The sequence below is a fragment of the Dyadobacter sp. CECT 9275 genome (genome assembly GCF_907164905.1).
GTDB lineage: Bacteria > Bacteroidota > Bacteroidia > Cytophagales > Spirosomataceae > Dyadobacter > Dyadobacter helix.
This window is the reverse complement of record NZ_CAJRAF010000001.1, coordinates 1427974-1453212: the sequence shown is the minus strand read 5'-3', so window position 1 is coordinate 1453212 and position 25239 is coordinate 1427974. Positions and strand designations below refer to the sequence as shown.

23 protein-coding genes are annotated in these 25239 nt (G+C 45.4%); 16 read left to right on the top strand and 7 right to left on the bottom strand.

From position 1 onward, the window contains the following. Positions 1-57: 57 nt before the first annotated feature. Positions 58-1032 carry a polyprenyl synthetase family protein gene (locus tag KOE27_RS05985; protein ID WP_215237908.1) on the bottom strand — a complete coding sequence of 325 codons (975 nt, stop codon included), beginning with the start codon at positions 1030-1032 and terminating at the stop codon, positions 58-60. Between the two features lie 273 nt (positions 1033-1305). On the opposite strand from KOE27_RS05985, the gene KOE27_RS05980 reads away from it, so the two are divergent. Beyond that, positions 1306-2223: a patatin-like phospholipase family protein gene (locus KOE27_RS05980; RefSeq protein WP_215237907.1), complete on the top strand. Its 918-nt coding sequence runs from the start codon at positions 1306-1308 to the stop codon at positions 2221-2223. A 55-nt stretch (positions 2224-2278) separates the two neighbouring features. Here the strand turns inward: KOE27_RS05980 and KOE27_RS05975 are convergent, their stop codons facing one another. Continuing rightward, positions 2279-5023, bottom strand: a complete 2745-nt coding sequence (locus KOE27_RS05975; RefSeq protein ID WP_215237906.1) for a TonB-dependent receptor — start codon at positions 5021-5023, stop codon at positions 2279-2281. A gap of 375 nt (positions 5024-5398) precedes the next feature. On the opposite strand from KOE27_RS05975, the gene KOE27_RS05970 reads away from it, so the two are divergent. Beyond that, a complete protein-coding gene (locus KOE27_RS05970; protein ID WP_215237905.1) occupies positions 5399-6169 on the top strand; it encodes an alpha/beta fold hydrolase in 771 nt (256 codons plus the stop codon). Positions 6170-6259: 90 nt separating this feature from the next. Here the strand turns inward: KOE27_RS05970 and KOE27_RS05965 are convergent, their stop codons facing one another. Next, the gene (locus tag KOE27_RS05965; protein ID WP_215237904.1) at positions 6260-6688 is read right to left on the bottom strand and encodes a hypothetical protein; all 429 of its coding nucleotides are present in this window, start codon (positions 6686-6688) and stop codon (positions 6260-6262) included. A gap of 85 nt (positions 6689-6773) precedes the next feature. Here KOE27_RS05965 and KOE27_RS05960 point away from each other — a divergent pair, with 85 nt between their 5' ends. The 6 genes from KOE27_RS05960 to KOE27_RS05935 all read left to right on the top strand — a co-directional run bounded on the left by KOE27_RS05960 (position 6774) and on the right by KOE27_RS05935 (position 11260). After that, positions 6774-7490 carry an SAM-dependent methyltransferase gene (locus tag KOE27_RS05960; RefSeq protein ID WP_215237903.1) on the top strand — a complete coding sequence of 239 codons (717 nt, stop codon included), beginning with the start codon at positions 6774-6776 and terminating at the stop codon, positions 7488-7490. A gap of 123 nt (positions 7491-7613) precedes the next feature. Further along, positions 7614-8327, top strand: a complete 714-nt coding sequence (locus KOE27_RS05955) for a hypothetical protein (RefSeq protein WP_215237902.1) — start codon at positions 7614-7616, stop codon at positions 8325-8327. Positions 8328-8489: 162 nt separating this feature from the next. Next, a complete protein-coding gene (locus KOE27_RS05950; protein WP_215237901.1) occupies positions 8490-9137 on the top strand; it encodes an MBL fold metallo-hydrolase in 648 nt (215 codons plus the stop codon). Continuing rightward, positions 9134-9835 carry a CDP-diacylglycerol--serine O-phosphatidyltransferase gene (pssA, locus tag KOE27_RS05945; protein WP_215237900.1) on the top strand — a complete coding sequence of 234 codons (702 nt, stop codon included), beginning with the start codon at positions 9134-9136 and terminating at the stop codon, positions 9833-9835. Before KOE27_RS05950 ends, pssA begins: the two co-directional genes overlap by 4 nt. Before the next feature lie 138 nt (positions 9836-9973). Further along, entirely contained in the window at positions 9974-10225 is a 252-nt protein-coding gene (gene purS, locus KOE27_RS05940; protein ID WP_215237899.1) for a phosphoribosylformylglycinamidine synthase subunit PurS, read from the top strand. A 33-nt stretch (positions 10226-10258) separates the two neighbouring features. After that, on the top strand, positions 10259-11260 hold the full coding sequence (locus tag KOE27_RS05935) for a 3-oxoacyl-ACP synthase III family protein (protein WP_215237898.1): 1002 nt from the start codon (positions 10259-10261) through the stop codon (positions 11258-11260). A 127-nt stretch (positions 11261-11387) separates the two neighbouring features. Here the strand turns inward: KOE27_RS05935 and KOE27_RS05930 are convergent, their stop codons facing one another. Next, a complete protein-coding gene (locus tag KOE27_RS05930) occupies positions 11388-11747 on the bottom strand; it encodes a CoA-binding protein (protein WP_215237897.1) in 360 nt (119 codons plus the stop codon). Positions 11748-11900: 153 nt separating this feature from the next. Here KOE27_RS05930 and KOE27_RS05925 point away from each other — a divergent pair, with 153 nt between their 5' ends. After that, positions 11901-12473, top strand: a complete 573-nt coding sequence (locus tag KOE27_RS05925) for an NUMOD4 domain-containing protein (RefSeq protein WP_215237896.1) — start codon at positions 11901-11903, stop codon at positions 12471-12473. Positions 12474-12480: 7 nt separating this feature from the next. On the opposite strand, the gene KOE27_RS05920 is transcribed toward KOE27_RS05925, so the two are convergent. Further along, entirely contained in the window at positions 12481-12780 is a 300-nt protein-coding gene (locus KOE27_RS05920) for a HesB/IscA family protein (protein WP_215237895.1), read from the bottom strand. 216 nt (positions 12781-12996) lie between these two features. Between KOE27_RS05920 and KOE27_RS05915 the strand changes: the two genes are divergently transcribed. Together KOE27_RS05915 and KOE27_RS05910 are read left to right on the top strand one after the other, a co-directional pair. After that, entirely contained in the window at positions 12997-13518 is a 522-nt protein-coding gene (locus tag KOE27_RS05915) for a DUF7935 family protein (protein WP_215237894.1), read from the top strand. A gap of 71 nt (positions 13519-13589) precedes the next feature. Further along, positions 13590-15986, top strand: a complete 2397-nt coding sequence (locus tag KOE27_RS05910; RefSeq protein ID WP_215237893.1) for an endonuclease MutS2 — start codon at positions 13590-13592, stop codon at positions 15984-15986. Between the two features lie 132 nt (positions 15987-16118). On the opposite strand, the gene dacB is transcribed toward KOE27_RS05910, so the two are convergent. Then, a complete protein-coding gene (gene dacB, locus KOE27_RS05905) occupies positions 16119-17579 on the bottom strand; it encodes a D-alanyl-D-alanine carboxypeptidase/D-alanyl-D-alanine endopeptidase (protein ID WP_215237892.1) in 1461 nt (486 codons plus the stop codon). Positions 17580-17875: 296 nt separating this feature from the next. On the opposite strand from dacB, the gene KOE27_RS05900 reads away from it, so the two are divergent. The 4 genes from KOE27_RS05900 (at position 17876) to KOE27_RS05885 (ending at position 22190) form a co-directional block, all read left to right on the top strand. Beyond that, on the top strand, positions 17876-19300 hold the full coding sequence (locus KOE27_RS05900) for an MBL fold metallo-hydrolase RNA specificity domain-containing protein (RefSeq protein WP_215237891.1): 1425 nt from the start codon (positions 17876-17878) through the stop codon (positions 19298-19300). Positions 19301-19331: 31 nt separating this feature from the next. Next, on the top strand, positions 19332-20285 hold the full coding sequence (locus KOE27_RS05895) for an acetyl-CoA carboxylase carboxyltransferase subunit alpha (RefSeq protein ID WP_215237890.1): 954 nt from the start codon (positions 19332-19334) through the stop codon (positions 20283-20285). Positions 20286-20368: 83 nt separating this feature from the next. Then, positions 20369-21004: an HAD family hydrolase gene (locus KOE27_RS05890; RefSeq protein WP_215237889.1), complete on the top strand. Its 636-nt coding sequence runs from the start codon at positions 20369-20371 to the stop codon at positions 21002-21004. Beyond that, complete coding sequence (locus KOE27_RS05885) at positions 20994-22190, top strand: site-2 protease family protein (RefSeq protein WP_215237888.1); 1197 nt, start codon at positions 20994-20996, stop codon at positions 22188-22190. The genes KOE27_RS05890 and KOE27_RS05885 overlap by 11 nt, the downstream gene beginning before the upstream one ends. 166 nt (positions 22191-22356) lie before the next feature. Here the strand turns inward: KOE27_RS05885 and KOE27_RS05880 are convergent, their stop codons facing one another. Further along, positions 22357-23619 carry an asparagine synthetase B gene (locus tag KOE27_RS05880; protein ID WP_215237887.1) on the bottom strand — a complete coding sequence of 421 codons (1263 nt, stop codon included), beginning with the start codon at positions 23617-23619 and terminating at the stop codon, positions 22357-22359. Positions 23620-23890: 271 nt separating this feature from the next. On the opposite strand from KOE27_RS05880, the gene KOE27_RS05875 reads away from it, so the two are divergent. Continuing rightward, complete coding sequence (locus tag KOE27_RS05875; RefSeq protein WP_215237886.1) at positions 23891-25135, top strand: ABC transporter permease; 1245 nt, start codon at positions 23891-23893, stop codon at positions 25133-25135. Positions 25136-25239 lie beyond the last annotated feature (104 nt).

Genomic DNA, 25239 nt, shown 5'->3' with positions numbered 1-25239 from the left:
CTCGGGAAATAGTATTCCAAAGGTTTTTACTGACTTCCTGCTGAACAAGTATCTCTGTTACTTGGTACGTTCAATTGTATACTGCACAAGCTGTTCGAGTGACTGACGGTGGGGCGAATCTACAAATTCATATAACAGCGCCCTGGCTTCCTCAACATACCTCTGCATGACTTCCTGTGCATATTTCAGTCCCCCGGATTCTTTCACAAAGGCAATGACCTCTGAAACCTTTTTAGGCTTGTGGCTTTCATTTCTGATGATATTGATGATCCTCCGTTTTTCAAGCCAGGCAGCTTTATTGAGGGCATATATCAGCGGTAAAGTCATTTTTTTCTCCTTGATATCAATGCCCAAAGGTTTTCCGATTTCGTCATCACCATAATCAAAAAGGTCATCCTTGATCTGAAAAGCCATTCCCACTTTTTCCCCGAATGCATGCATTTTGGCCACCACCTCAGCCGATGCACCCACGGAACAAGCCCCTACTGCACAGCAGGAAGCGATAAGGGAAGCCGTTTTCTGTCTGATGATCTGGTAGTATACCTCCTCGTTAATATCGAGCCTCCTTGCCTTTTCCATCTGCAGGAGCTCTCCCTCACTCAATTCCCTGACGGCCGTTGACACGATTTTCAACAGATCAAATTCCTCATTATCAACCGATAAGAGCAGCCCGCGTGACAAAAGGTAATCACCTACCAGGACAGCGATTTTATTTTTCCATAAGGCATTAACGGAGAAAAAGCCCCGGCGATAACCTGAGTCATCCACCACGTCGTCATGGACTAATGTAGCGGTATGCAGTAATTCTATGAGCGCAGCGCCACGGTACGAGGACTCTTCTACTTTGCCACAAACCCCGGCCGAAAGGAAAACAAACATGGGTCTCAGCTGTTTACCTTTTCTGCGCACGATATAATTCATGATCTGGTCCAGCAGCATTACCTCACTTTTCATGAACTGACGAAATTTCTGCTCAAAAGCCTTCATTTCATCTGCAATCGGGATCTGAATTTCCTTTATTGAAAGGGTCATATAAAAGTTAGAGGACTTTCCCTCCCGGAATCATAATGATGGTTTCCCGGCGTTGATACCAGGATTCGTTATGCGTAAAAAATCTTTTTAATTTGATTTCCAAATTTGGAACAAAATCTTCTTTTTCTAAGCATTTTAAATCGAAAATGTTTAGAATTGAAAAAAGGTGTAACTCTTAAACCGTTTAAACCCGCAAATGATTCTTTCAGTAACCAAAGCTGATTCCAGATCAGTAAATATTGTTCGTCAGCAGATTAAAAAATACACAAACTTATGAAAGCACTCGTTCTTGGCGGGGGCTCCATGAAAGGAGCTTTCCAGGTTGGCGCGATCCAGGCTGTTTTGGAAAATGGTTTTGAACCGGATATGGTCTACGGTATTTCGGTAGGGGCGTTGAATACCACCTTTCTGATTAATGAGACCGGGAGGCAGCTGATGCAGAACGAAGAGATCAGGTGGCCCTTGGCCGGGAGAAAATTACTGGAATTCTGGATCAAAAATATTACCCAGCCGCACGACATCTCGAGACTCAGGTCACGTGTAAAGCTGGGTGTTAATACCCTGATGAGCCGGTTTGACGGCCTGCTGGACCCCGTTCCCCTGCACCTGCTGATCCGCAAAAATGTGCGGGATGAGTATGTCCAAAGGTGCACCATTAAGTCAAAGGTTGGCGCAGTGAATATCGAAAGTGGGGAAATTAAATATGTTTCTACGGATGACCCTCATTTTCTGGACTATGTATATGCGAGTTCTTCCATTCCGATGCTGATGCCCGGCGTCCCCATCGCTGATGCAGAATACCTGGACGGCGGATTAAGAGAGGTGGCACCTGTGCGGCAGGCCATTGAAGACGGTGCCACGGAGATTGTGCTCATTGCCTGCCATTCCCCGTTACTATACCGGCCGGAGGGAATGAATACCCGTAACCTGATCACGCTTATTGAGCGCATCAGGGATATCACCGTAAATCAGATCGTGAACAACAATATTCAATGGGCCGAGTCTTATGTTGACCGTTCCATTCTTCGTGGCAGACCCATGAAACTTACGGTAATCAGGCCGGAAACTCCCCTTGTACTGGACATGCAGCGATTTACTTCCGAGGATATTTCAAGGTTAATTGTGGAGGGGTACAGGATCGGGGTTAAAACGGTAACCCAAGCCGTTTCAGACAGTATAGATCTTAAATGAGAAAAGGTACACCGCCCCATTTGGCGGTGTACCTTTAACCAGACTAAGCTGTGGCTTAGAAATTATATTTGATACTTGCGTTCCATGTGCGGCCGAAACCGAAATACACTGTATTGGCCGTATTGATACCTTTCCAGTTTTTAGCAGAATCCGCATCAGGGAAAAGGTTGGATTTTGCCTCGGCAATGTACTGCGTGTCAAACAGGTTGTTGATATTAAAACCAAAGATGAGCGCATTTCTGCCGCTCAAAGAGAGCTTATAATTAATACCTGCATCAAAAAGGTTGTACGACGGCAGTTTAAGAGCCCCTTTGTTATTAGCTGCGGCAAAATCTGCGGGAGCAAAGGATGCATACAGGTTATCCATATAAAACCAGGTAGCATTGACTTTAAGGCCTTTAACGATCTCGTAAATACCTTCGAGGCTCGCTGTAGTTTGGGCGGCGTCTCCCACTTTCACTCCATCCAGATACAAGGTTTGTTCAAATACCGAACCATCAGGATTCTTTTTGATGTCATAAGTTGCCTCATCCACATAAGTGGCTACGCCATTTCCGCTGTATTTCCAGTTTCCTAGAGATAACATACCACGGAATTCCAGTTTGCCTTCTACAAGTTTGGTATTCGCTTCCAGTTCGACCCCTGTATGGACCTGCTTAAGAGACTGCACGTAGGCTATGCCTCTGGTTCCATCCGAAGCCTGTACCGTTGCACGCAGGAAGCGGTCGGCCCAGGAAGTACGGTAGAGATTCAGATTAAGATTGAAGAATTTTGACCGGAAACCGTACCCCACCTCTGTACCCAGAATTTTTTCGTTCTCGATATTGGGGTTAATCGTCTGAGCGTTGTTGGGGAATATAGAGTTAAACAATGGCTGTTTCGAGTAAAAACCGGCATTTGCAAAAACATTACTGTGATCGTCAATATTGTAATTGGCCCCTCCTTTAACAGTTCCTCCCCACAATTTTGACCAGTCGGATTTCTGAAGCGGGTCGTCATTCTTTTTCACGAAATAATCAATTCTTCTAAACGCCTGGTTGGAGAGCGAACCTTGTACAAACACCGACAGGTTATTTTTTGAATATTCCAGCTGCGTGAACAACCCGCCCCATCTCACCAGGCCGTCGTTATAATAACCCATTTTCTGCTGGTCCTTCATGCTCACAAAAGGATTGAAGCTGGCTTTGGCATCGTAATATTTGGTAATCACGCGGTTGGGGTTATTGACGTCCGTATTATCAAGGTATCCGTCTGCACCGAGCACATCGGTCACCACGCGGTAGTGTATCCCTTTGTAAGTCCTGAGGTCAACGCCCAGGTCCCACGTAATAGCATCTGTAAGTTTGGTATTCAGTTTAATAATGGCACCGTACCAGTCATGAGAGTTGATAGAACCGTACCTTGTAATGCCCTTGGAAGTTGTATTGATATACTGACCGTTGGTTGCAACATTGTTTTTACCCAGCGCTGTTACGCTGTCTCCGGCTGACCAGCTTGCAATATCATCAAACCGGATAAGACCGTCTGTTGTTTTTGGCAGGGCAGCTACTGCCTTACCGTTGATCGAACCGGTTGGGCCGGTTCCTCCGCCACGTCCCCACGATGCATACACAACTGAAGATAAGCTCATCCGGGAATTAATCTTATGTTCCCAGTTAATAGAGGCAACCGGCTTATGGTAATAATTTCTGCGCACATTGTACTCGTCTCCATTCAGATAGCCCCAGTCCGAATTGTATTTGGTATTAGGCTCACCATTGGAGCCATACTTCTGATAGGTAGCCAGGGAAATAAATGTGGAGCGCTGGTGGTGCCATTGCGGAGCACCTGTGATCACAAACTGGAAGTCGTTCTTGGCATTAGGCTTATAACCTATACCCAAAAAGTAGTTGTATCCCTCAAATTTCGTACCGTCAACATATCCTTTCCCGGAGGTACGGCTGATCAGTGCAGATACGGACCATCCGCTTTTGGTAAGTCCGGTATTGTAAGCAAGGTTAAACTTATTATAACCGTCGTTTCCGATACCTACACTTGCAGAACCGCTCTGCTTCATATCCGTAGTCTTGGTAATGACGTTCATCGTACCTCCTACCGATGCAATGGCGAGTTTCGATGAACCCAGTCCGCGCTGCACCTGCAAAGCCGACGTAACATCGGACAATCCGGCCCAGTTGGACCAGTAAACCGTACCACCTTCCATGTCATTAACCGGCACACCATTAATCAGTACCGCTACATTGTTTTGATCAAAACCACGGATATTGATCCTTGAATCCCCAAAACCACCACCGCTTTTGGTTGCATACACGGAAGGCGTGGTGCGAAGTATTTCAGGAAATTCCTGGTTACCCAGTTTCGTCTGGATTTCCGTTGCCCTGACGGTGGAAACCGCCACTGGTGTCTGACGTTCTTTGGCGTAATCGGCAACCCCTACCACCACCACTTCACTCAGAGCCGCGGCGTTAACCGCAAGGCTAAGGTTTCCCAGGGAATTCTCCCCCGCAACAAGATCCCTGGCAATTTCCTGGCTGTCAAACCCGATAAAAGAAATGATGATGGTCTGACTTCCGGTTGGCAGGCCTGTCAGCGTAAATTTCCCGGCGCCGTCAGCCGTGGTTCCCTTTCCTGTTCCTTTTAATGCAATGGTAGCGCCTGCCAGAGGCTCTCCCTTATCGTCGTTAACAGTGCCTGATACCGAGGCACCGTTTTCCTGAGCCAGCGCAGGATGAAAAAGCGCTAATGAAAATAAGAACAACGCCACGAACGCTGCCCTGAAAAGTAAACTTTTCTGATCCATAAATTTTTGGTGAATTGGTTGGTGATTGTTGTAGTTTCATCCATGAAGATGAACGAATTTTAATGTAAAATAATGGCTTTTAAAGTTCTTATCCAACCACCAAAATCCTACTAAAATACTATACTACATCTTGCAACTAGCTGATTTGTTGATATAATACATTTTTATGTATCAATAATGACACATTCGTATATATTATTTTTTTGTTAAGCCATCCGGGCGCTTTTTCCTTTTATCCCGGGGAAACAGGTAGTATTTTGCAAGCGTTATAACCAAATGACTACTACATTAATTATTTCATAGTGATCTTTGTTTTTTGTTGAACAAATCGAATCGTTTGACTGGCAAAAAAATAATTGTAAAAAAATATCAGATATGCATTTGAATTTCAAAAAAGTAGGAGAAAACGGACCGGCACTCATTATTCTTCACGGCGTATTCGGTTTGCTGGATAACTGGCTATCCATCAGCAAAACAATTGCTGATGCCGGATACACTTTATACCTGGTGGACCAGCGTAACCATGGCCGATCTCCGCATGAAGAACCGATGGATTATCCCACCTTTGCAGCTGATCTTGCCGAATTTATAACACAGCAAAATCTTGAGACGCCGGTGCTCATCGGCCATTCGATGGGTGGAAAAACAGTGATGGAATATGCCGTGAATCATCCGGGAACCTATGACAAGCTGGTGATTGTGGATATCGGCCCGAAACAGTATCCCATTCACCACCGGAAAATCCTTCAGGGACTGAATACAATAGACCTCGCCACTGTACACAACCGGCAAGACGCCGATGACCAGCTAAGTCCTTTTGAACCAAGCCTTGCTGTAAGACAATTTTTGCTCAAGAATCTTTACCGGGAAGAGGACGGATCATTTGGCTGGCGGTTTAACCTGCCGGTTCTGACAAGCGATATGCCCAAAATAGGTGCGGCAATAGAAACAGATACACCCGTGCAGGTACCTACCCTTTTTATCAGGGGTGAGAAATCCAATTACATACTGGACGAAGATTGGGAAGATATTCTTAAGATTTTCCCCGCAGCGCGGCTGGAAACCATCCGGGATGCGGGCCACTGGGTGCAGGCCGAACAACCCAAAGCGTTTTTGAAGGTTTTACTGGAATTCCTCGAAGAGTAAATACCACCCGAAAACAAACAGCGAGACAGATCCCGACCCGTCTCGCTGTTATGCCACAATACAAAACCTAAACAATGATTTGGAGCCCGCTCAGCCCCTGACATACTTTCTCCTGGGGCTGTCACAATAGGATACGACCAGCTCGTTTCCACTATACTGAATATCCCAGGTTGGGCACAACACACAATTCCTGGACGAACAGGCCGGATTAGCCGCCAGCGGGGCCTGGGGTTTTATTTCGAATAATTTCTGATTGATGATAAAAGCAATAGGCGAACAACAGGCAGGTAATCCGGTGGAGTCAATTAACACGCCGTCTGAACGGAAAATGAGATAATCTGCCTGCTCTCCCGGAACAGCTACCCAACCTTGATTTCCCACCACTCCTTTTTCTGTTTCCACGAGTTTCCATCTGCCCTCCAGTCCAGTAGCAAAAGAGTTGACCGGTCCGTCTGCGTCGTCCTTTTTACACCCTAGCACTAACAACAGCAATAACGAAATGTGCAATACTGATTTCATAAGTTTAACTTTGTACTTCCTTCAAGACCGAAATCACGATAAAAAGGTTGTAAGGGATTATCATTTTATAGCCTGCTGATCAGCAATGTCAAATCATAAACCAACCATTTTCCTCATTCCTACGGTACTTGCGGAAGGTACCTCCGAGGAGGTACTACCCGGCCAGGTCAGGTCCGTTATCGGTGGACTGGATGTCTTCTTTGTAGAAAATATCCGTTCTGCCCGCCGGTTCATCAGCAGCCTGAAACTTGGCAAAGTCATTGACGATCTCGAGTTTTTCGAACTGGACAAGGATACCCCCATGGAACTTACCAGACAACGCCTAACCGCCCTGAATAAAAATGCAGGTATCATCTCCGAAGCCGGGTGTCCCGGTGTTGCCGATCCTGGTGCGGTAGCAGCTGCAGTATCCCATGAACTTGGTTACAAAGTGATGCCGCTGGTTGGTCCATCGTCCATTTTACTCGCCCTGATGGCCTCAGGAATGAGTGGGCAGTCTTTTGCATTTCACGGATATCTGCCCATAGATAAAACGTTAAGGAAAAAGGCCATTCAGCAACTGGAGAGGGAATCAGCACAAAGGCTCCAGACCCAGATTTTCATGGAAACACCATTCCGTAATAATCAGCTGCTCGACGCCGTTCTTGAAACTTGTGGGCCCGAAACAAGGCTCTGTATTGCAGCTAATGTTACGGCACCCGACGAGTTTATCAGAACCCAGTCCATCCGAAACTGGCAAAGGAGCAAACCCGATCTGCACAAAAAACCTACTATTTTCCTGCTGGCACAGTTTTATACCTAATAATTTGATATTCAGAAGAATAAATCAACTTTTTAAAAATTATTACTTAAATATTCCAACCATCGTTAACAGAACGGGCTCTTTACTTGCAATCGTTTTAGTTTTACAAAAAAGTTTATTGCTATGAAAAGATGGATGATTGGATGCAGCCTGGCACTCGCTGTAAGTTTGTCGGCCTGCACCGATGGAGAAAAAATGACTGCTGTAACAACCATTGATTCTGATTTTGAGTCAGGCACGGATGGGTGGTCCGCGGATTTCTCGGATTACTCAACAGCCACAGACACTGCCACACTCGCGCTGAGATCCCGGAGGGCACTGCTTCCGTCTCCGCTCGATAACACCAGGTACGGCATCCTGATGCAGGGAAGTAACCGCAGCGACGACCTCTTTATGTTTGTTAAAAAGAAAATAAAGGGTTTTCGACCGGGCGGTACATACAACGTGGCATTTGATATTGATTTTGCAACCAACGAATCGAACGACAGCTTCGGCGCGGGCGGAGCGCCCGGTACTTCGGTTTATCTGAAAGCCGGGGCGTCACCGAATGAGCCTGCAAAAAAATTGGTAGGCGACTATTACAATTTCACACTCGACAAAGGCCAGCAATCCCAGGGAGGAAAAGAAATGGCAGTAATAGGGAACGCCTCCAATGACTCCGATGAAACGGTCTATAAAATTGTGAAAAGGTCCAGCGCCGACAACTCCGTAACAGTCAATGCCAATGCCAGCGGGGAGATCTGGCTTTGTGTTGGAACGGATTCGGGTTATGAAGGAATTTCTGTTTTCTATTATGACCGGATCAAAGCCACCATCTCAGAGAAGATCAGCAACTGAAAAAAGATAGACCAGGGCTTGCGGCAGAGCTGTCTGCTACCAATAAAGAATGGCACCCTAATGACTGGGGTGCCATTTCTTTTTAATAACCAGGATGTAACAAAGTGTTTTGTAAATTTGCATGGAGCAATCAATTTATACAGGCGCCAGAATAATCAGGAAATGCTAAAGATTCAGACATTCACTTTCAATCCCTTTTCAGAAAACACCTACGTTTTATATGATGAAACAAAAGAAGCCGTCATTATTGACCCTGGCTGTTATGAACAGCGTGAATTGAATGAACTATACTCCTTCATTGAAACCAACGGACTGAAACCGGTTAAGATACTCAACACCCATGCCCATATTGATCACGTTCTGGGTGTGGCCCCGGTCAAAAGAAAATATGGTATACCTTTTCTCCTTCACAAAATTGACGAACCATTGTTAAAGGCAGTCAAAACCTATGCTCCCAATTATGGCTTTGTGCTTTTTGAAGAACCCGAAATTGATACCTACCTTACCGAAGGAAAGGATGTCACCTTTGGCAAAACAACATTAAAGGTCATATTTGTACCAGGCCATGCTCCCGGGCATGTTGCATTTGTAAATGATGAAAGCCGTATGGTGGTTGGCGGCGACGTACTTTTCCGGCAAAGTATTGGACGCACCGACCTCCCTGGTGGAGATTTTAATACACTCCTGAATAGCATCCGTACAAAAATGTTCACCTTGCCCGATGACTACACCGTATATGCCGGGCACATGCAGCCCACAACCATTGGTTACGAAAAGAAACATAACCCATTTCTGAACGAAGCGATATGATACGTAGAAATATCCCGAATGCCCTCACATGCGGCAACCTCCTTTGTGGCTGTATTGGTGTGGTGGAAGCCTTTCATAATAATCTGCTGTTATCCTGCGCTCTGATTGGAATAGCGTTGGTGTTCGATTTCCTGGACGGATTCCTGGCGAGGTTGTTACATGTTTCCTCTCCCATTGGCCGGGATCTGGACTCACTGGCTGACCTCGTTACCTTCGGGTTGTTGCCATCTATCATCATTTTCCAGCTTCTCATGCAAAGCATACCTGATCTGATGGGAATATGGAAAGCTTATCCCGCACTTATGATGGCTGTTTTTTCGGCGATCCGACTGGCAAAATTTAACAATGATCCCCGGCAGAGTGACTCGTTCATCGGTGTACCGACACCGGCCAACGCCATGCTGGTGGCTTCACTCCCCATTATGGCTCACATCGGTGACGAATCGCTGAAATCGATCATCATCAACACCAACAACTTATTGATTTTAACTGCGGTAATGTCCATTCTGCTGGTATCGGAAATACCCTTGCTGGCTCTCAAATTCAAATCATTTTCCTGGAAGAATAATGAAGCGAGGTACCTTCTTATCATTATTACGCTGGCCTTGTTAGCCTTTCTTAAAATTTTTGCGGTACCTGTTATCATTGTAATCTATATTTTGATGTCAGTGATCATAAACGCAATGAAAAAAAAGTAATCAATTGTTATCAAAGACTTTTTGTTGCAATTTTGCGGCTTGTTGAGCCGGAATGCTGAGAAAAAAACATCCTTTCACCTTTCGACTTGGAAATATTAAATTATTTACATAGTTTTTTATACTAATATTCGTTACTATATGAAATTTGTTGCTGAAATAGATATCATGCCTATCAAGGAAATCCTGGATCCTCAGGGAAAGGCTGTAAAACTTGGCCTCCACAATCTGGGCATTGACCAGGTAGATGATGTGAGAATTGGAAAACATATCTCCCTTAAACTTGAAGCTGATACGGAAGAGGCAGCAGACGAAAAGGTGAAAACGGCTTGTCAGAAATTGTTGGCCAACCTGATCATGGAAGAATTTACTTATACCCTGCATTCCGCATAGCCAGGAAATAACTCCCACATTACCATTAATTATATGGCTTTTTCCCGTATTACCGGGCTCGGTTATTATGTTCCTGAAAATGTTGTTACCAATCAGGATCTGACACAATGGATGGAAACCTCGGATGAATGGATCCAGGAAAGAACAGGTATCCGGGAGCGCCGGTATTTTGAATACGGGAAAGACACCAACCATAGTATGGCCACGGCTGCATCCCGCCAGGCCCTGGAGCGGGCGGGTATTACACCCAGCGACGTAGATGTAATCATATACGCTACAATCACCCCCGACTATTTTTTCCCTGGCTCGGCATTCCTCATGCAGCGGGAACTGGGAATGGACGGAAAGCCGGTGATTGATATCAGACAGCAGTGTTCCGGTTTTGTTTATGCACTCTCCATAGCGGATCAGTTTATAAAGACGGGCATGTACAAAACTGCGCTGGTGGTTGGTTCAGAGATCCAGTCTTCCTGGATTGACAAAAGTACCCAGGGGCGCAGCACTGCTGTTATCTTCGGAGATGGGGCCGGGGCTGCCGTTGTTCAGGCAACCGAGGACCCCATCCACAGGGTCTTATCCACCCACCTGCATGCGGACGGGCGTTATGCTGAAGAATTATACGTACGCGATCCCGGCAGCAGCCGGCCCGAAAGGGCCATTACCACGGAGATGATCGAAAATGGCGGGATCAATGTATACATGAACGGAAACGCAGTTTTTAAGCATGCCATCGTACGGTTTGGAGAAGTCATCAATGAAGCCCTCAAGGCCAACAATGTAACCTCTCAAGATATAAATCTGCTGGTTCCACACCAGGCCAACATTCGCATAAGCGAATATGTGAGACAACAGATGGGGCTTACCGAAGACCAGGTTATCAACAACATTCAGAGATTTGGTAACACAACGGCGGCGTCCATCCCCATTGCCATGGCCGAGGCTTGGGAACAGGGTAAGATAAAAGAAGGAGATCTGATCTGCCTCGCTGCTTTTGGCAGCGGCTTTACCTGGGCATCCGCACTGCTACGCTGGTAATTCACTAGCGTAGTAGCAGGCAGGCGGTCTGGGCGCGTCAGCGATAACCGGATATTCTCTGCATGGCAAAAAGGATAACTGCCCGATGCAGGTAATGAAATATCGGCAGAAACCTCCCAGATAGCTTCTAATACTGTCCTGTGACTAACATTACCAGGGTGCATGCTTCGACTGGTATGATATTTTTACTTAACAAAATACTTTGGAATTCCGCATTCTCTGTACCAGGATTAAAAATAACACGTTTAGGATTTAATGAAATGATATAATCGTAATACTCAGGCTGGCGGGTCGGGTTGATATACAAAGTAACGGTATCGACGTTTTCCCAGTTAACCTTTTCGGTTTGAATGGTTTCTCCAAGTAAAGTACCTTTTTTCAGACCTAATAATAAAATCTGGTGACCAAAGGCAACAAGTTTGTTTGCAGCAATGTTTGCATATCTGGAGGGGTTGACTGAGGCTCCGATTATCAGGGTACGTTTCATAAATACTCGTTATTAAATTGAAATTCAACTGTTTTTTAATAGATTAACAGTAACAAAACATAAAAAAGTACACCAGTCGTTTCATTTCGGAAAACACCGAAAAAATATTAGCACTAATTTTGTATCTTAAATATTGCAAACACAATTAGAAAAATGAGTGAGTCAAATGCAAGTCGCAGTTTCTGGAACGAAAAGTGGGCAAAGATTATATTCAGCGAAATTGAGAATCCGCCTCATTATGAAGTATCCAACTATGGAAGGCTGAAAAGCTTCCAGAACAACCCCAAGGAAGGGAGCATCATCAAAGGCTCTGTGATCCAGGGATATCGATCTTTAAACATCAGGGTTACAGGAGGCAAAACCATCAACAGGTATGTCCATAAGCTTGTTGCTGAGCACTTTGTGGAAAAACCAAGTGCCGATAATAATTTTGTGATCCACCTTGATTTTGAGAAACAGAACAATTATTATGAAAACCTGAAGTGGGTCACCAAAACGGAAATGATTGACCACAACAGGGAAAACCCTGCGTTTATCAACCGGGTGATTCCCCGCCGGACCAAAAACTACAAACTGACCGAAAGCAAGGTTCGCATCATCAAAAAACTATTGAAGAACGATAATAACCGCCTCAAAATGATCGCAAAACAGTTTGGTATTACCCATACGCAGCTGAACCGGATTCGTTCCGGAGAGAACTGGAAACATGTAACCATAGATGACTAACGGTAAACTAATTTTTGATTTCTATCGCAGATACCGTATAACCGCTCCCGTTCGATCCTTCTTCGTAATCAACGGAAACGCCTAGTACATACATCAGGTGTTTTCTGTCGATGTATACTTTTATCCCGTCGATGATATAGGTATTATCGCTGTCGGTCAAGGTATCAAAACCCAGAATAAAAGTTCCGCTGCATGCTCCGCCTTTCAGGCCTACCCGCAAGCCGTATATATCCGGGATCTTATTATCTGCCAGAGTAGATATGATTTCTTCCCTTGCCCGGTCAGTGATGATGATAGGATTTTCCATTTTACGCTGCCCTGCCTCCCGCTCTTTCCGGGGTTTTCATTTCGAGTAATACCATTTTGTTAACGAAGATGTTCAAATTTTTCCTCAGTATGAGTGAATGTGTAGCGATTTCAACAACAATCTTACCATATCCATTCCGCATTATTCGTATGTTTTATTTTTTCAAGCGAGTTATCTTCTAATTTTGCCCTTTATTTGACAAATTCGTGATAATACATGAACGACTACATTTTTCCAATACTCTATCTGGCACTCGGGGCAGGTATGGTTTATGGTTTATACCTGACCGTAACGGATGTTGCCAACAAAATTCTTGAGTACCTGAAAAGAGATATAAAAGGCAAACATACCGACATCACCCTACCCTTAAGATTGCAGGCATACGAACGCATGTGTTTGTTCTTGGAACGGATCAGCCCCAACAACCTGTTGCTGCGCCTGACACCATCAGCTGCCAACGCGCTGGAATTACACCAGATCCTGCTAAGAGAAATACGGGACGAGTATAATCACAACATTGCCCAGCAGATGTATATGAGCAACCATGCCTGGGAACAGCTAACAAGCGCCATGAACGAGATCGTGGCGGTGATCAACCAGTCGGCGGCAGAAGTTAATCCGGAAGACCCGGCAACCAACCTTGCGAAAAAGATCTTCTCTCATGTGATAGAAAAAGAAACCCAGCCTGCTGCAAATGCGTTAAAAGTACTTAAGGAAGAAGTCCGAACACTATTTTGAGAGACCACCTCACCTTTTATTCAGTTAATCCATTTTGATGAGACCGCAGCCCGCTGACTGTAAATTATAAAATGCTATATCCAAAAACATTAGAACAGAAATTAGGTTTTGACAAACTGCGTGAATGGCTGCACGAGGCTTGTATCAGTCCGCTTGGGCAGTATTATGTTGAAAAAATACGTTTTTCGGACAATTTCGGTATGGTGGAAAAGCTCGTGAGCCAGACTGCCGAGATGAAATCGATACTGGAAACAGGTGAAAATTTTCCTTCACAAAATTATATTGACGCCACACCCTATCTTAAACGTGCAGCAATTGAAGGAATGTTGCTCACGCAAAGCGAGTTTTCGGACATTAAGGTATCCCTTCAGACGATAAGGTTATGTCTCCGATTTTTTGAAAATCAGGAGGCCGACTCTTTCCCGCTTCTGGGAGAGTATGCCAAATCCGTCAGAGTTGAAAAACCGATCACAGACGCCATTGATAGAATCATTGATGACCGCGGACAAATCAAGGACTCCGCTTCGCCAGAACTGGGGCGCATCAGGCGCCAGCTTATATCCGAACAGGCAGGTATCCGTAAAAAGCTTGACAGTATTCTTCGCGCTGCCAAAAGCAGCGGCTGGATCGGAGACGACGTATCCCTGACGGTCCGAAACGGCCGTATGGTGATACCGATTATTGCAGAACATAAGCGAAAACTAAAAGGCTTTATTCACGATGAGTCGGCTACGGGCCAAACCGTTTTTATTGAACCTACAGATATCTTTGAATCAAATAATGAAATCAGAGAACTGGAATATGAAGAGCGCAGGGAAATTAACCGGATCCTTTTACAGCTTACCAGCCAGCTAAGGCCGTACGTACCCGATTTACAAAAAGCTTATCAGTTCCTGGGGCTGCTGGATTTTTTAAGGGCGAAGGCCAGGCTCGCATTCGAAATGCAGGCCATCAATCCGGTTTTCGAAAACCGGCAATTTATCGACTGGCGAGAAGCGCGGCATCCAATCCTGCATCTGTCATTCCAGAAAGCCGGAAAAAAGGTAGTGCCGCTTACGATTGAACTGAATGAAAAAAGACGGATCCTGATTGTTTCAGGGCCTAATGCAGGAGGCAAATCCGTGGCACTGAAAACCGTGGGCCTGATACAATATATGTACCAATGCGGACTTCTGGTACCCATGCGGGAAGATTCGTCCATTGGTTTCTTCCAGAATATTTTTATTGACATCGGGGATGAACAGTCGCTCGAGAATGACCTTAGTACATACAGCTCTCATCTTACCAATATGCGTCACTTTTTGACCATGGCTAACAAGCGAACACTCTTTCTGATCGATGAGTTTGGTACAGGAACGGAACCCGGGCTGGGTGGTGCCATTGCCGAAGCCATTCTGGAAGATCTTACCAAGTCTGGCGCATATGGGATGATCAATACCCATTATACCAACCTAAAAGTTTTAGCAGATAAAACAGAAGGCCTGGTAAATGGAGCCATGCGCTTCGATGGTGAGCACCTGGAACCGATATACCAGCTTGAGATCGGCAGACCGGGCAGTTCTTTCGCTTTTGAAATTGCCTCCAAGATAGGCTTACCAAAAGCCGTGGTTAACCGTGCGAAAGAAAAATTAGGAACTCAGCAGGTAAGCTTTGAAAAACTGCTCAAAGAACTGGATATCGAAAGAAGGGTTTTTGCCGAAAAGAATATTGAACTCGGCATTAAAGAAAGAAAACTTGCCAGGGAATTGTCCGACTACACTTTGCTCAAATCAAAATTGGAAACCAATGAGAAAAAGATAGTTAACGACGCCAAGCAAAAAGCCAAAACCTTGCTGACAGACGCCAATCAGCTTATTGAGAACACCATACGTGAGATAAAGGAAAACAAGGCCGAAAAGGAAAAAACAAAAACGGTAAGAGCACAGCTTGAAAAATTCAGCAAGGCTGAACTGGTACCAGAGGAGCTGCCTGTCGAGGACATTTATGAACCTGAAGAAGGAGCTATTGCCGTTGGTAACTACGTACGGATCATCGGGCAAACGGCTATTGGGGAAGTACTTTCCTTAAAAGGTAAGGATGCAGAGATCCGGATCGGAGACCTGAAGTCGAATATAAAACTGAACAGACTGGAAAAGGTATCCAACAAAACCTACAAAGCCGCAACCGGTGAAAAGACGGTCAAAACGGGTGCAAAAGGTGTGGATATGAACGAAAGAATGCTGAATTTCAGTTTCAACCTGGATCTGCGAGGCAAGCGCGGTGAAGAAGCCCTTGGGGTTGTGGATCAGTTTATGGATAATGCCATCATGCTGGGATATGACGAACTCCGGATTGTTCACGGCAAAGGTGATGGAATTTTGAGAACACTGGTAAGAAACTATTTGAGAGGTTACGCACAGGTATCCGGGATGTACGACGAACATGCAGACCGTGGCGGAGCAGGGGTGACCATTGTGAAGTTGAGGTAGGCGGTTTGCGGTGAGAAGTTTGCAGTAGGCAGTTAACAGTAGGCAGGCTGGAGGGAACAGGATACTTTGTGAACTGTGTACTTTGAACTGCATACTTAAAACTGCAAACTCTAAAACTGCAAACTCTAAAATTCAGAACCCGCCGAGCAGTATCATCAGCCTGCCCAGCTGCTCTCCTACCGCTTTCTGACTACCCGACTGGTACTTATGCGCTATGAAGGTAAACGCCAGTAATTCCCCTGAACGGGAGGTAACATAGCCGGCATAGGCCCGCGTACCTTCAATGGATCCGCTTTTTGCCCTCACATTTCCTGCAGCTCTTGTGCCTTTTCCTATATTACGTACTGTGCCTGTCTGCCCCAGAACGGCAATACCCTGGTAAAAATCATTAAAGCTGTTTTCCTTTTTCACAGCGGCTAGTATCTCCGTGATATTCTGGGCAGTAACAGAACCTGACGGAGAAAGGCCGCTTCCATCTTTGATCATAAAACCCCGCAGATCTGCCCGCCGGGCAATCCAGTAATTAGTAAGCGCTTTAACGGAGGAGTCAAAATCCGTCGCTCCGCCCAGTCTCTTACCTACCAGCTTAAGAAACGAATCCGCAAAGAGATTGATACTCCACAAATTGGTTTCCTTGCATAGTTCCTTTAAAGGCGGCGACTTGTATTCGTCCAGCACAACGGCCGGTGCGGACAGTGACGTCCCGGGCCCACCAGTCTCAATATGCTGTATACCAAAACTTTCCAGTGAATTTTTCAGTGCAAAAGCCACATACTTTGCGGCATCCGGTATAGCCCCTTTTACTGGGAATGAAGTCGCTCCGGCCGGTATGGTACCTGTCAGAACAATACGGGTACCCAGCGGATCGCCATAAAAAATGGTTTGATCGCCGCTGCCTCTTTCTCCGGTCATCACCTGATTCTGAAAGGTCAGATACGGAATGTAAGGTTCAATCCCCGTAAACTCTGCCGGGTCGCCCACTTCGGCCCCCGCCTTAAATCTTGCCACATACTGATTTTCATTAAAATTAAGCCCCTGCACACCTGCCCCATAGTAATTGCCGATATCACCCCATATCCATGTGCTGGCCATGGTCAGGTTGTCGAAATATGATGCGTCTCCAATGATCCTTCCTTTGATATACCTAATACCCAGCTTTTTCACAGCATTCACCCAGCGCGTAAGCAATTCGGTGCGGGAAGGGTAGCCTTTTAAACGGCTGCTTCCCAAAGACGGATCACCGGTTCCTCTGACGTATAAATCACCAATGAGGGTATCGCTGCTTACCGTACCCTTGTATTCCAAAAAGGTAGAAAACCGGTAGTCACCACCATATACTGAAAGAACCGTTGCCGTTGTAATCAGTTTTAAAATGGAAGCGGAGGGTAATGATCTTTCCTGGTTGATCGAAAAAATATTCTCACCGGTTTTAACTGCCTTCACATTTACTGCCAGGGAACCGTGCCGGAAAAGTTCGCTGTTCTGCATTTCCAGTACCGCATCGGTGAAACCCGTCAATGCGGCGGAATCTGCTACCTGCGCATGAACATGGTAACCAAGGGATAAAAAAAACAGAAGAGAAAAGTATTTCATCTGACGGTGGGGTGCTGGTTTTCGGGCAAAAAAGAATCATTGCGTTCTAAACTAAGAAGTAATCGTTAATACTCCGTGTGTTTTTTGATACTTTTGTAATAAAACTAATCTTTGAGAAACATAGCTAACCATCAGCAGTATCCTGCAAACTTTGATTGATCGCGGTGCCTGCCTGTTTTTACTTTTTTTCAACTGATTGATTTATAAACTTTAACAGAAATTATTCAGAAATGATATTGATTTTTTTCCACGAAGAAAAAAATCATCATATAGCTATTCACCCCCATTCGTAAAGTATGAAATTGACATTTTGGGGAGCTGCACAGCAAGTTACAGGTAGTATGTTCCTTCTGGAATCCGACGACTACCGTATTTTGATCGATTGCGGTTCAGATTTTGATTTGGATGAAACCGCCCGGAAAACAAGATATGAAGAACAAAAAGGCGTTTTTCCTTTTGAGGCCAGTCTCATCAACACAGTATTGCTGACACACGCTCACATAGACCATTCCGGGAATATTCCCAACTTATTTAAAGAAGGTTTTGAAGGAAGAGTTGTTTGTACCGAACCCACGCTGGCGCTTACGTCACTCCTCCTAAAGGATGCTGCCAACCTGCACCAAAAGCGCCTTAATGCACGCAACAGCTCCTCTGGGAAGAAAAAAAGCAAAAAAAGCCGGGAGGTACCCAAGGATTATTATGTTGAGAAAAACGTAAATGAAGCTTTGGAAAATTTTGTTCCGGTTTCGTTCGGGCAGCGGTATCGTATCGCAGACCATATCTCTATAACATTCTACCCCGCCGGGCATTTACTGGGTGCCGCGCACATTGTGGTGGAGGTAATGGAAAACGGCGAAAGAAAGCGCATTGCTTTTTCGGGAGATATCGGACGGAGCAATTATCCCCTGCTGATCGACCCTCAGGAAATCCCTCAGGTAGACTACCTTGTTTGTGAAAGTACTTACGGAAACCGGCTCCATGAAAACCAGGGAAGCCCGGTGGATGCGCTCGCGGAAGTGATCAAAAGAACCTGTGTGGATATACCTGGCAGGCTTATCATTCCTTCGTTTTCGGTCGGACGCACACAGGCCTTGCTGTATACGCTGAACAAAATTTACCTGAACCATTCCTTTCCTAGCATCAAGGTATTTTCGGACAGCCCACTTGCCTATAGCAGCACGAAGGTTTATCAGCGTTATGTTCGGATGCTCAACAAGGAGGCACGAAATTTTCAGGAAGAGAATGACATGCTGTTCGACTTTGATAACCTGATTTACCTGGAAAACGCCGAGGCAAGCCGGGCGATTTCCAATTATAATGAACCTTGTATCATTATTTCGTCGTCGGGGATGGTACAGGGCGGAAGGGTCGAACACCACGTGGAAGCCAATATCGGAAACCCCTATGCTACCATTCTGATGATCGGTTACGCTTCCGAAGGAACTCTCGGCTGGCGTCTTTTGAACGGGCAGGAAACGATATCCATACGTGGAAAACAGTTGCCGGTCTTGGCTAATATTGAAAAAATTGACGTATTTAGTGGCCACGGAGATCAAAACGATTTGATTAAATTTGTAAAAATGCAGGATCCGGAGAAGCTGAAACGCATATTTCTGGTTCACGGAGAGCAGCAAAGTATGGCTGATTTTCAGACAATAGTTAATAAATTCGGTTATGATGCAGTTGAAGTACCCAAAAGAGGACAAGTATTTGAACTGTAATCCATAACCTCCATGAAGTTGAATAACCCCAATGAGAACATATCTGGATTTTGAAAAACCAATGGCAGAGCTGGAAAAAAAGCTCGAAGAAATGAAGGCCTTAGCAAAAGAGAATAATGTGGATGTCTCTGACGCTATCTCACTGTTGGAAAACAACATCACCGACCTTCGGAAGGAAATTTTTGAAAACCTTACCCGCTGGCAGCGCGTGCAGCTCTCGCGGCACCCTGACCGGCCGTACACGCTTGATTATATAGAACTCATCTGTGACGAGTTCATTGAGCTGCACGGAGACAGGCAGGTAAGGGACGATCCGGCTATTATTGGCGGGCTGGCAAACGTGGGCGGACAATCTTTTATGCTCATTGGGCAGCAAAAAGGACGTAATACAAAGCAGCGACAGTATCGTAATTTTGGGATGCCTAATCCGGAAGGTTACCGAAAAGCGCTGCGGCTGATGCAACTTGCCGAAAAATTCAACAAACCGATTGTTACCCTGATAGACACACCTGGTGCATTTCCAGGAATGGAAGCGGAGGAACGCGGGCAAGGAGAAGCCATCGCCAAAAACCTGAAGGAAATGTTTATGCTGAAGGTACCGGTAATTTGTATCATCATTGGCGAGGGAGCATCGGGAGGTGCTTTAGGCATCGCGATTGGTGACAGGGTATTGATGCTTGAAAATACCTGGTATTCGGTAATATCTCCTGAAAACTGCTCTGCCATTCTGTGGCGCAGCTGGGATTTCAAAGAGCAGGCAGCCGAAGCCATGAAGATTACAGCCCGGGATATGAAACAGAACAAGCTGATAGACGGTATCGTTTCCGAACCACTGGGCGGCGCTCACCTGGATCATTCCTGGATGGCAGATGAACTGAAAAGAGTCATTCTGGAAAACATCAAAGAGTTGTCAAAGATAAAACCGGAAAAAAGAATCGAACAGCGCATCGATAAATTCTGCGCAATGGGTGTGGTGGTGGAATAACGTGGGCTTAGCTCAATGTACAAAATCTGATTCAAAGATCGTTAAACAACCGGCTAATCACCAATGCAACGGCTTGCAGCTAAATGAAAAACGACAAAATAAAGAATATCATTTTTGATCTCGGGGACGTAATCCTCAACATAGATGTCCCGCTGGCTTCCTTGTCGTTTGCGGACCTGAGTGGTAAAGATCAAAAGGAAGTACTAACCATCTTCAGAGAGAATGACGTATTCCGCCAATTTGAAACGGGATTTCTGAGCGAGGCCGACTTCCGGAATTTTGTCCGTTCTATCCTCAATAATAATGAATGGGACGACCATATTATCGATAAAGCCTGGAACAGCCTGCTGCTCGACCTGCCCCTTGAAAGAGTTGAACTGCTGAAAAAACTCTCACAATCTTACCGGTTATTCCTGTTAAGCAATACCAGTTCTATCCATATTACCCAGGTACATAAAATTCTGCATGCAGCCACCGGTATAGAAAAGCTGGACGACCTGTTTGAGAAAGTTTACCTCTCTTATGAAATGGGTCTGATGAAACCGGATATCAGGATTTATCAGCAGGTACTGGACGATTCAGGCCTGTCTGCTGAGGAAACCATTTTCCTTGATGATAACCTCGATAATATTAACGGAGCTGCAAAGCTTGGGATTGAGGCAATCCACGTTCAAAAACCACTCACAATCCTGGATTATCTGAAAGACTATGCAGTCTAATACTCGTACTTACGTTATTCAGGGATTGCTGTTTCTGGCGACACTCATTACCACCACCATGGCTGGAGCAGAGTGGATGTACGGCAACATTTTCTCATTCGTTTACGATTTTTTCCGGTTCATCGCCGAAAAAAGTTCCGGGGAAAAAATTCCGGTAACGGGCCATCCCATGGGCTGGAAAGAGTTTTTTGCCGGGTTGCAATTTTCAGTACCTTTCCTGCTGATTCTGACCGTCCACGAATTTGGCCATTATTTTGTTGCCAAAGCGCATAAGGTCAAAGTTACCCTGCCCTACTACATCCCCCTTTGGTTTGGAATCTCTCAGAGTATCGGGACGATGGGCGCATTTATCAGGATTAAGTCGGTAGTTACTTCCCGGCTCAAATTTTTTGATATCGGTATTGCGGGGCCGCTGGCAGGTTTTGTTGTTGCGCTGGGTGTGTTGTGGTACGGCTTCACCCATTTGCCGCCGCCAGAATTCATCTTTACCATCCATCCGGAATATGCCCGTTTCGGCCTGAGTTATCCCCAGTTTGTTTACGAAAATTCAGCCGGCAACTTTATTTTGGGGGACAATATGCTTTTCTGGTTTTTCAAGACCTACGTAGCTGACCCGACACGCCTGCCGCATGCCTATGAGATGATTCACTATCCACTCATTTTTGCGGGATACCTGGCGCTGTTTTTTACTTCACTGAACCTGATCCCCATTGGTCAGCTGGACGGCGGGCATATTCTTTACGGAATGATAGGTAAAGAAAAGTTTAATGTCGTTGCACCCGTTCTTTTTGCCCTTTTTGCATTTTACGGAGGTCTCGGTCTGTTTCGCCCCGAATCCTTTGCCATAGGGAGCGACGAGGTTTTCTATGAACAGCTGTTTTATCTTTTTCTTTATATCTACTTTTTATACATCTGCTTCCGCCGAATCAGCGACAATCCCATGAACGGGCTGATGATCAGTCTGATCATTGTAGTAGCACAATTTGGTGTAACCTACATCCGCCCCGACTGGGATGGCTATACGGGCTTCCTGCCTTTTATCTTTATCCTTGGGCGTTTCCTTGGTGTACGACATCCCGAAACAGAAGAGAATAAGCCACTAGGCACCGCAAGAACCGTACTGGGCATCGTTGCGATTATCATTTTCATAATATCGTTCAGCCCCAAACCTTTCATTATCTTGTAACGAGAGCCGATTCTTGCATGTTCTCGCCAGTTCATACAAGAAAGGCGGAGGGGTTTTACCTGTCCAATTTTCAAAGGCTGCTCTCGCAGCTTTTACTTGTACCTCTTGCATATTTGGTGGTACGGATGTCTGAGACGCTGGCTGGCTGGTAAGTATCCAATTAAAATTACGTTTTTAACTTTTTCTTTTTCGCAGCTGGGAAAAGGATATTGTTGAGGATCAGCCGGTACCCTGCGGAGTTGGGGTGCAGGTTAAGGTCGGTCGGTTCCTCACCTACCCTGTGCTGGTAATCCTCAGGATCGTGCCCGCCGTAAAAAGTGAAGAATCCTTTGCCGTGCGTGCTATGGATGTAACGGGCTTCGTGGGCAGGTTTGTTTTCGGCCAGTATTACTACTTCCGGCTTGACAAATTTGTTTTTGAAAGCGGTGGTCTGTCCCAGAAATCCCTTGATGATTGACTGGTGATTTTGAGTCAGCATACTGGGAACCGGATCCCATTTCGCTGAAAACTGGAACAGGGTAAAAAAATCGTTGGCTTCGGTCAAGCCTCTTTCGTCAGGCTGGTTATCAATATCGGAGAACTCGATTTCATAAGGATAAGGTATCGTTTTAAAATCCCTGAATGCAAATGAATTATCATAATTGAGCTTTCCATTGGCGGTAGGGTCCGCAGGGGTGCCGTCGTACATGCTTTCCACAATGTCAATTCCGTCTGCTGCGAGAGCAATGTCAAAAGTATCGGTTGCATTACACATGGCAAACATATATCCCCCCCCTGATACGAATTCAGATATTTTCTTGGCTACTGCCAGTTTCATTTGAGGAACAGAACTGAACTGGAATTTTTCGGCAGTACCCTCTGCTTCTTGCTTTTGCTCGCGGTACCAGGGATAATCCTTGTATTGAAAAAACTTCCCAAACTGACCTGTAAAATCTTCATGGTGCAGGTGAAGCCAGTCGTATTCCGGCAATTTACCATTGAGTACCTCATCGTCATATACCACATCATAAGGTATTTCCGCATAGGTAAGTACCAGCGTCACGGCGTCGTCCCAGGGTAATTTGGACTTTGGTGAATAAACGGCTACCCGGGGCGCTTTTTGCAGTTTTACAGCGTCCATATTCACATCCGGTGCACTGATCTGGTTCAGGATGTCGCCCGCCTGTCCCTCGGAAATGACATTAAAACTGATACCCCGTATGGTCATTTCAGAAGTAAATGATTGAGAATAAGGCACCAGAAAGCTCCCGCCCCTGTAATTGAGCAACCAGTCGATTTCGATCTCAAAATTTTTGAGTATCCAATACGATATCCCGTAAGCTTTCAGATGATTTTTCTGCGTTTCATCCATTGGGATCAGTATCCTGTTTGCCCAACAGGATCCCGACAACATAAAAAAAATGATAAGCGGAATAAAGAAGTGTTTCATCGGTTTGAATCTCTCACGTATCATGTGCAGCTTTACAAAATAAAAATCTAAATGTGTAATGCGGATGTTAAACCAATCCGGTACGCTGTTCCACACATCAAAATATGCGTGGCAGAACACCCCGTTTAGTTTTATGCATACTGTAATTAACGTAATATCATAAAATATGGTGCATTACGCAAACGGCAAAGTGAAAAGCATCTGCAATTATGTTCCGCTCCGGTATGTCAGACATTTGCACGCACCAATATAAATCAAAAAAACCAGTGGCATGAATATCAGGGAAAATGTAGACGAAGGCTTAAGATCCATACAATCCAATTTGCTGCGGACAGTACTTACCGCCCTCATTATAGCGATTGGAATTACTTCTCTGGTTGGTATCCTCACGGCCATAGAAGGAATACAAAACTCAGTAAACAGCAGTTTTGCTGACTTGGGAGCCAATACTTTTACGGTTGAGAACCGCCAGGACAACCGTTTCCGTTCGGGCGGAAGAAGAGAGAAACGCTACCCTGTGATCACTTATCACCAGGCCATGGAGTTTTCAGGACATTTCCGTGAAGAGTTCCAGGCAACGGTATCACTATCTGCACCCATCGGAGGTGCCGTGCAAGCCAATTTCCGATCAAAAAAGACCAATCCCAATAGTAACGTCACCGGTGCAGACGACCAGTACCTGGCCATCAACGGATATAAGATAGATATGGGGAGAAATTTCAATAAGAACGACCTGGAAAACTCGTTGAACGTTACGATCCTGGGGCAGGAAATTGCAAGAAACCTCTTTGGTGACCTTGATCCCGTCAATAAGGAAATCACCTTCATGGGTGCCAAATTCAAGGTCATCGGCGTATTACAAAAGAAAGGCTCACTTGGCGGAGGCAGTGATTCTGACCGAATTATTTTGGTTCCTCTTGACAGTGGCCGGGGACTCGCCGCCAACCGGGCATTGACTTACAATATCACCGCATCGGCACCTAACATTTCAGATGGAGAATTGATTGTTGAAGAAGCGCGCGGACTGATGCGACGGATCAGAAATGATGAGCTAGGGAAAGAAGATTCCTTCACCATAGAACGTGCCGACGCAATGGCAAAAGATTTCGAGAATATATCGGGATATCTCCGCATGGGAGGCTTTGGTATCGGCATCATCACGCTACTGGGAGCCTCCATTGCACTGATGAATATCATGCTTGTTTCTGTTACAGAACGCACCCGGGAGATAGGCATACGTAAGTCATTGGGAGCAACCCCGCGGGTCATAAGGTTCCAGTTTCTGATCGAGGCGATCGTTGTATGCATTATAGGAGGAATCGGCGGATTGTTTCTGGGAATTATCATCGGCAACATCATATCCAACTCCATCAGTGCCGGAAGTTCCTTTGTAGTACCTTGGTTATGGATGGCAATGGGTATACTGGTTTGCGTAGCGGTGGGGGTAATTTCCGGTATTTACCCGGCCATAAAAGCCTCCCGCCTTGACCCCATTGAGGCATTGAGATATGAATGATATTGTTCGAGGCAAATAGTCATGGACAAAATGTCTCATTTTTTTTCATAATCCCCTTGTGTAATCTATTTTTCTCTCTACTTTTGCACTCCCAACAGAGAAGA

What these genes read in the sequence shown, in the direction of transcription:
- KOE27_RS05985 (WP_215237908.1), bottom strand. Translation starts at nt 1,032, where the DNA reads ATGACCCTTTCAATAAAGGAAATTCAGATCCCGATTGCAGATGAAATG.
- KOE27_RS05980 (WP_215237907.1), top strand. Translation starts at nt 1,306, where the DNA reads ATGAAAGCACTCGTTCTTGGCGGGGGCTCCATGAAAGGAGCTTTCCAG.
- KOE27_RS05975 (WP_215237906.1), bottom strand. Translation starts at nt 5,023, where the DNA reads ATGGATCAGAAAAGTTTACTTTTCAGGGCAGCGTTCGTGGCGTTGTTC.
- KOE27_RS05970 (WP_215237905.1), top strand. Translation starts at nt 5,399, where the DNA reads ATGCATTTGAATTTCAAAAAAGTAGGAGAAAACGGACCGGCACTCATT.
- KOE27_RS05965 (WP_215237904.1), bottom strand. Translation starts at nt 6,688, where the DNA reads ATGAAATCAGTATTGCACATTTCGTTATTGCTGTTGTTAGTGCTAGGG.
- KOE27_RS05960 (WP_215237903.1), top strand. Translation starts at nt 6,774, where the DNA reads ATGTCAAATCATAAACCAACCATTTTCCTCATTCCTACGGTACTTGCG.
- KOE27_RS05955 (WP_215237902.1), top strand. Translation starts at nt 7,614, where the DNA reads ATGAAAAGATGGATGATTGGATGCAGCCTGGCACTCGCTGTAAGTTTG.
- KOE27_RS05950 (WP_215237901.1), top strand. Translation starts at nt 8,490, where the DNA reads ATGCTAAAGATTCAGACATTCACTTTCAATCCCTTTTCAGAAAACACC.
- pssA (WP_215237900.1), top strand. Translation starts at nt 9,134, where the DNA reads ATGATACGTAGAAATATCCCGAATGCCCTCACATGCGGCAACCTCCTT.
- purS (WP_215237899.1), top strand. Translation starts at nt 9,974, where the DNA reads ATGAAATTTGTTGCTGAAATAGATATCATGCCTATCAAGGAAATCCTG.
- KOE27_RS05935 (WP_215237898.1), top strand. Translation starts at nt 10,259, where the DNA reads ATGGCTTTTTCCCGTATTACCGGGCTCGGTTATTATGTTCCTGAAAAT.
- KOE27_RS05930 (WP_215237897.1), bottom strand. Translation starts at nt 11,747, where the DNA reads ATGAAACGTACCCTGATAATCGGAGCCTCAGTCAACCCCTCCAGATAT.
- KOE27_RS05925 (WP_215237896.1), top strand. Translation starts at nt 11,901, where the DNA reads ATGAGTGAGTCAAATGCAAGTCGCAGTTTCTGGAACGAAAAGTGGGCA.
- KOE27_RS05920 (WP_215237895.1), bottom strand. Translation starts at nt 12,780, where the DNA reads ATGGAAAATCCTATCATCATCACTGACCGGGCAAGGGAAGAAATCATA.
- KOE27_RS05915 (WP_215237894.1), top strand. Translation starts at nt 12,997, where the DNA reads ATGAACGACTACATTTTTCCAATACTCTATCTGGCACTCGGGGCAGGT.
- KOE27_RS05910 (WP_215237893.1), top strand. Translation starts at nt 13,590, where the DNA reads ATGCTATATCCAAAAACATTAGAACAGAAATTAGGTTTTGACAAACTG.
- dacB (WP_215237892.1), bottom strand. Translation starts at nt 17,579, where the DNA reads ATGAAATACTTTTCTCTTCTGTTTTTTTTATCCCTTGGTTACCATGTT.
- KOE27_RS05900 (WP_215237891.1), top strand. Translation starts at nt 17,876, where the DNA reads ATGAAATTGACATTTTGGGGAGCTGCACAGCAAGTTACAGGTAGTATG.
- KOE27_RS05895 (WP_215237890.1), top strand. Translation starts at nt 19,332, where the DNA reads ATGAGAACATATCTGGATTTTGAAAAACCAATGGCAGAGCTGGAAAAA.
- KOE27_RS05890 (WP_215237889.1), top strand. Translation starts at nt 20,369, where the DNA reads ATGAAAAACGACAAAATAAAGAATATCATTTTTGATCTCGGGGACGTA.
- KOE27_RS05885 (WP_215237888.1), top strand. Translation starts at nt 20,994, where the DNA reads ATGCAGTCTAATACTCGTACTTACGTTATTCAGGGATTGCTGTTTCTG.
- KOE27_RS05880 (WP_215237887.1), bottom strand. Translation starts at nt 23,619, where the DNA reads ATGAAACACTTCTTTATTCCGCTTATCATTTTTTTTATGTTGTCGGGA.
- KOE27_RS05875 (WP_215237886.1), top strand. Translation starts at nt 23,891, where the DNA reads ATGAATATCAGGGAAAATGTAGACGAAGGCTTAAGATCCATACAATCC.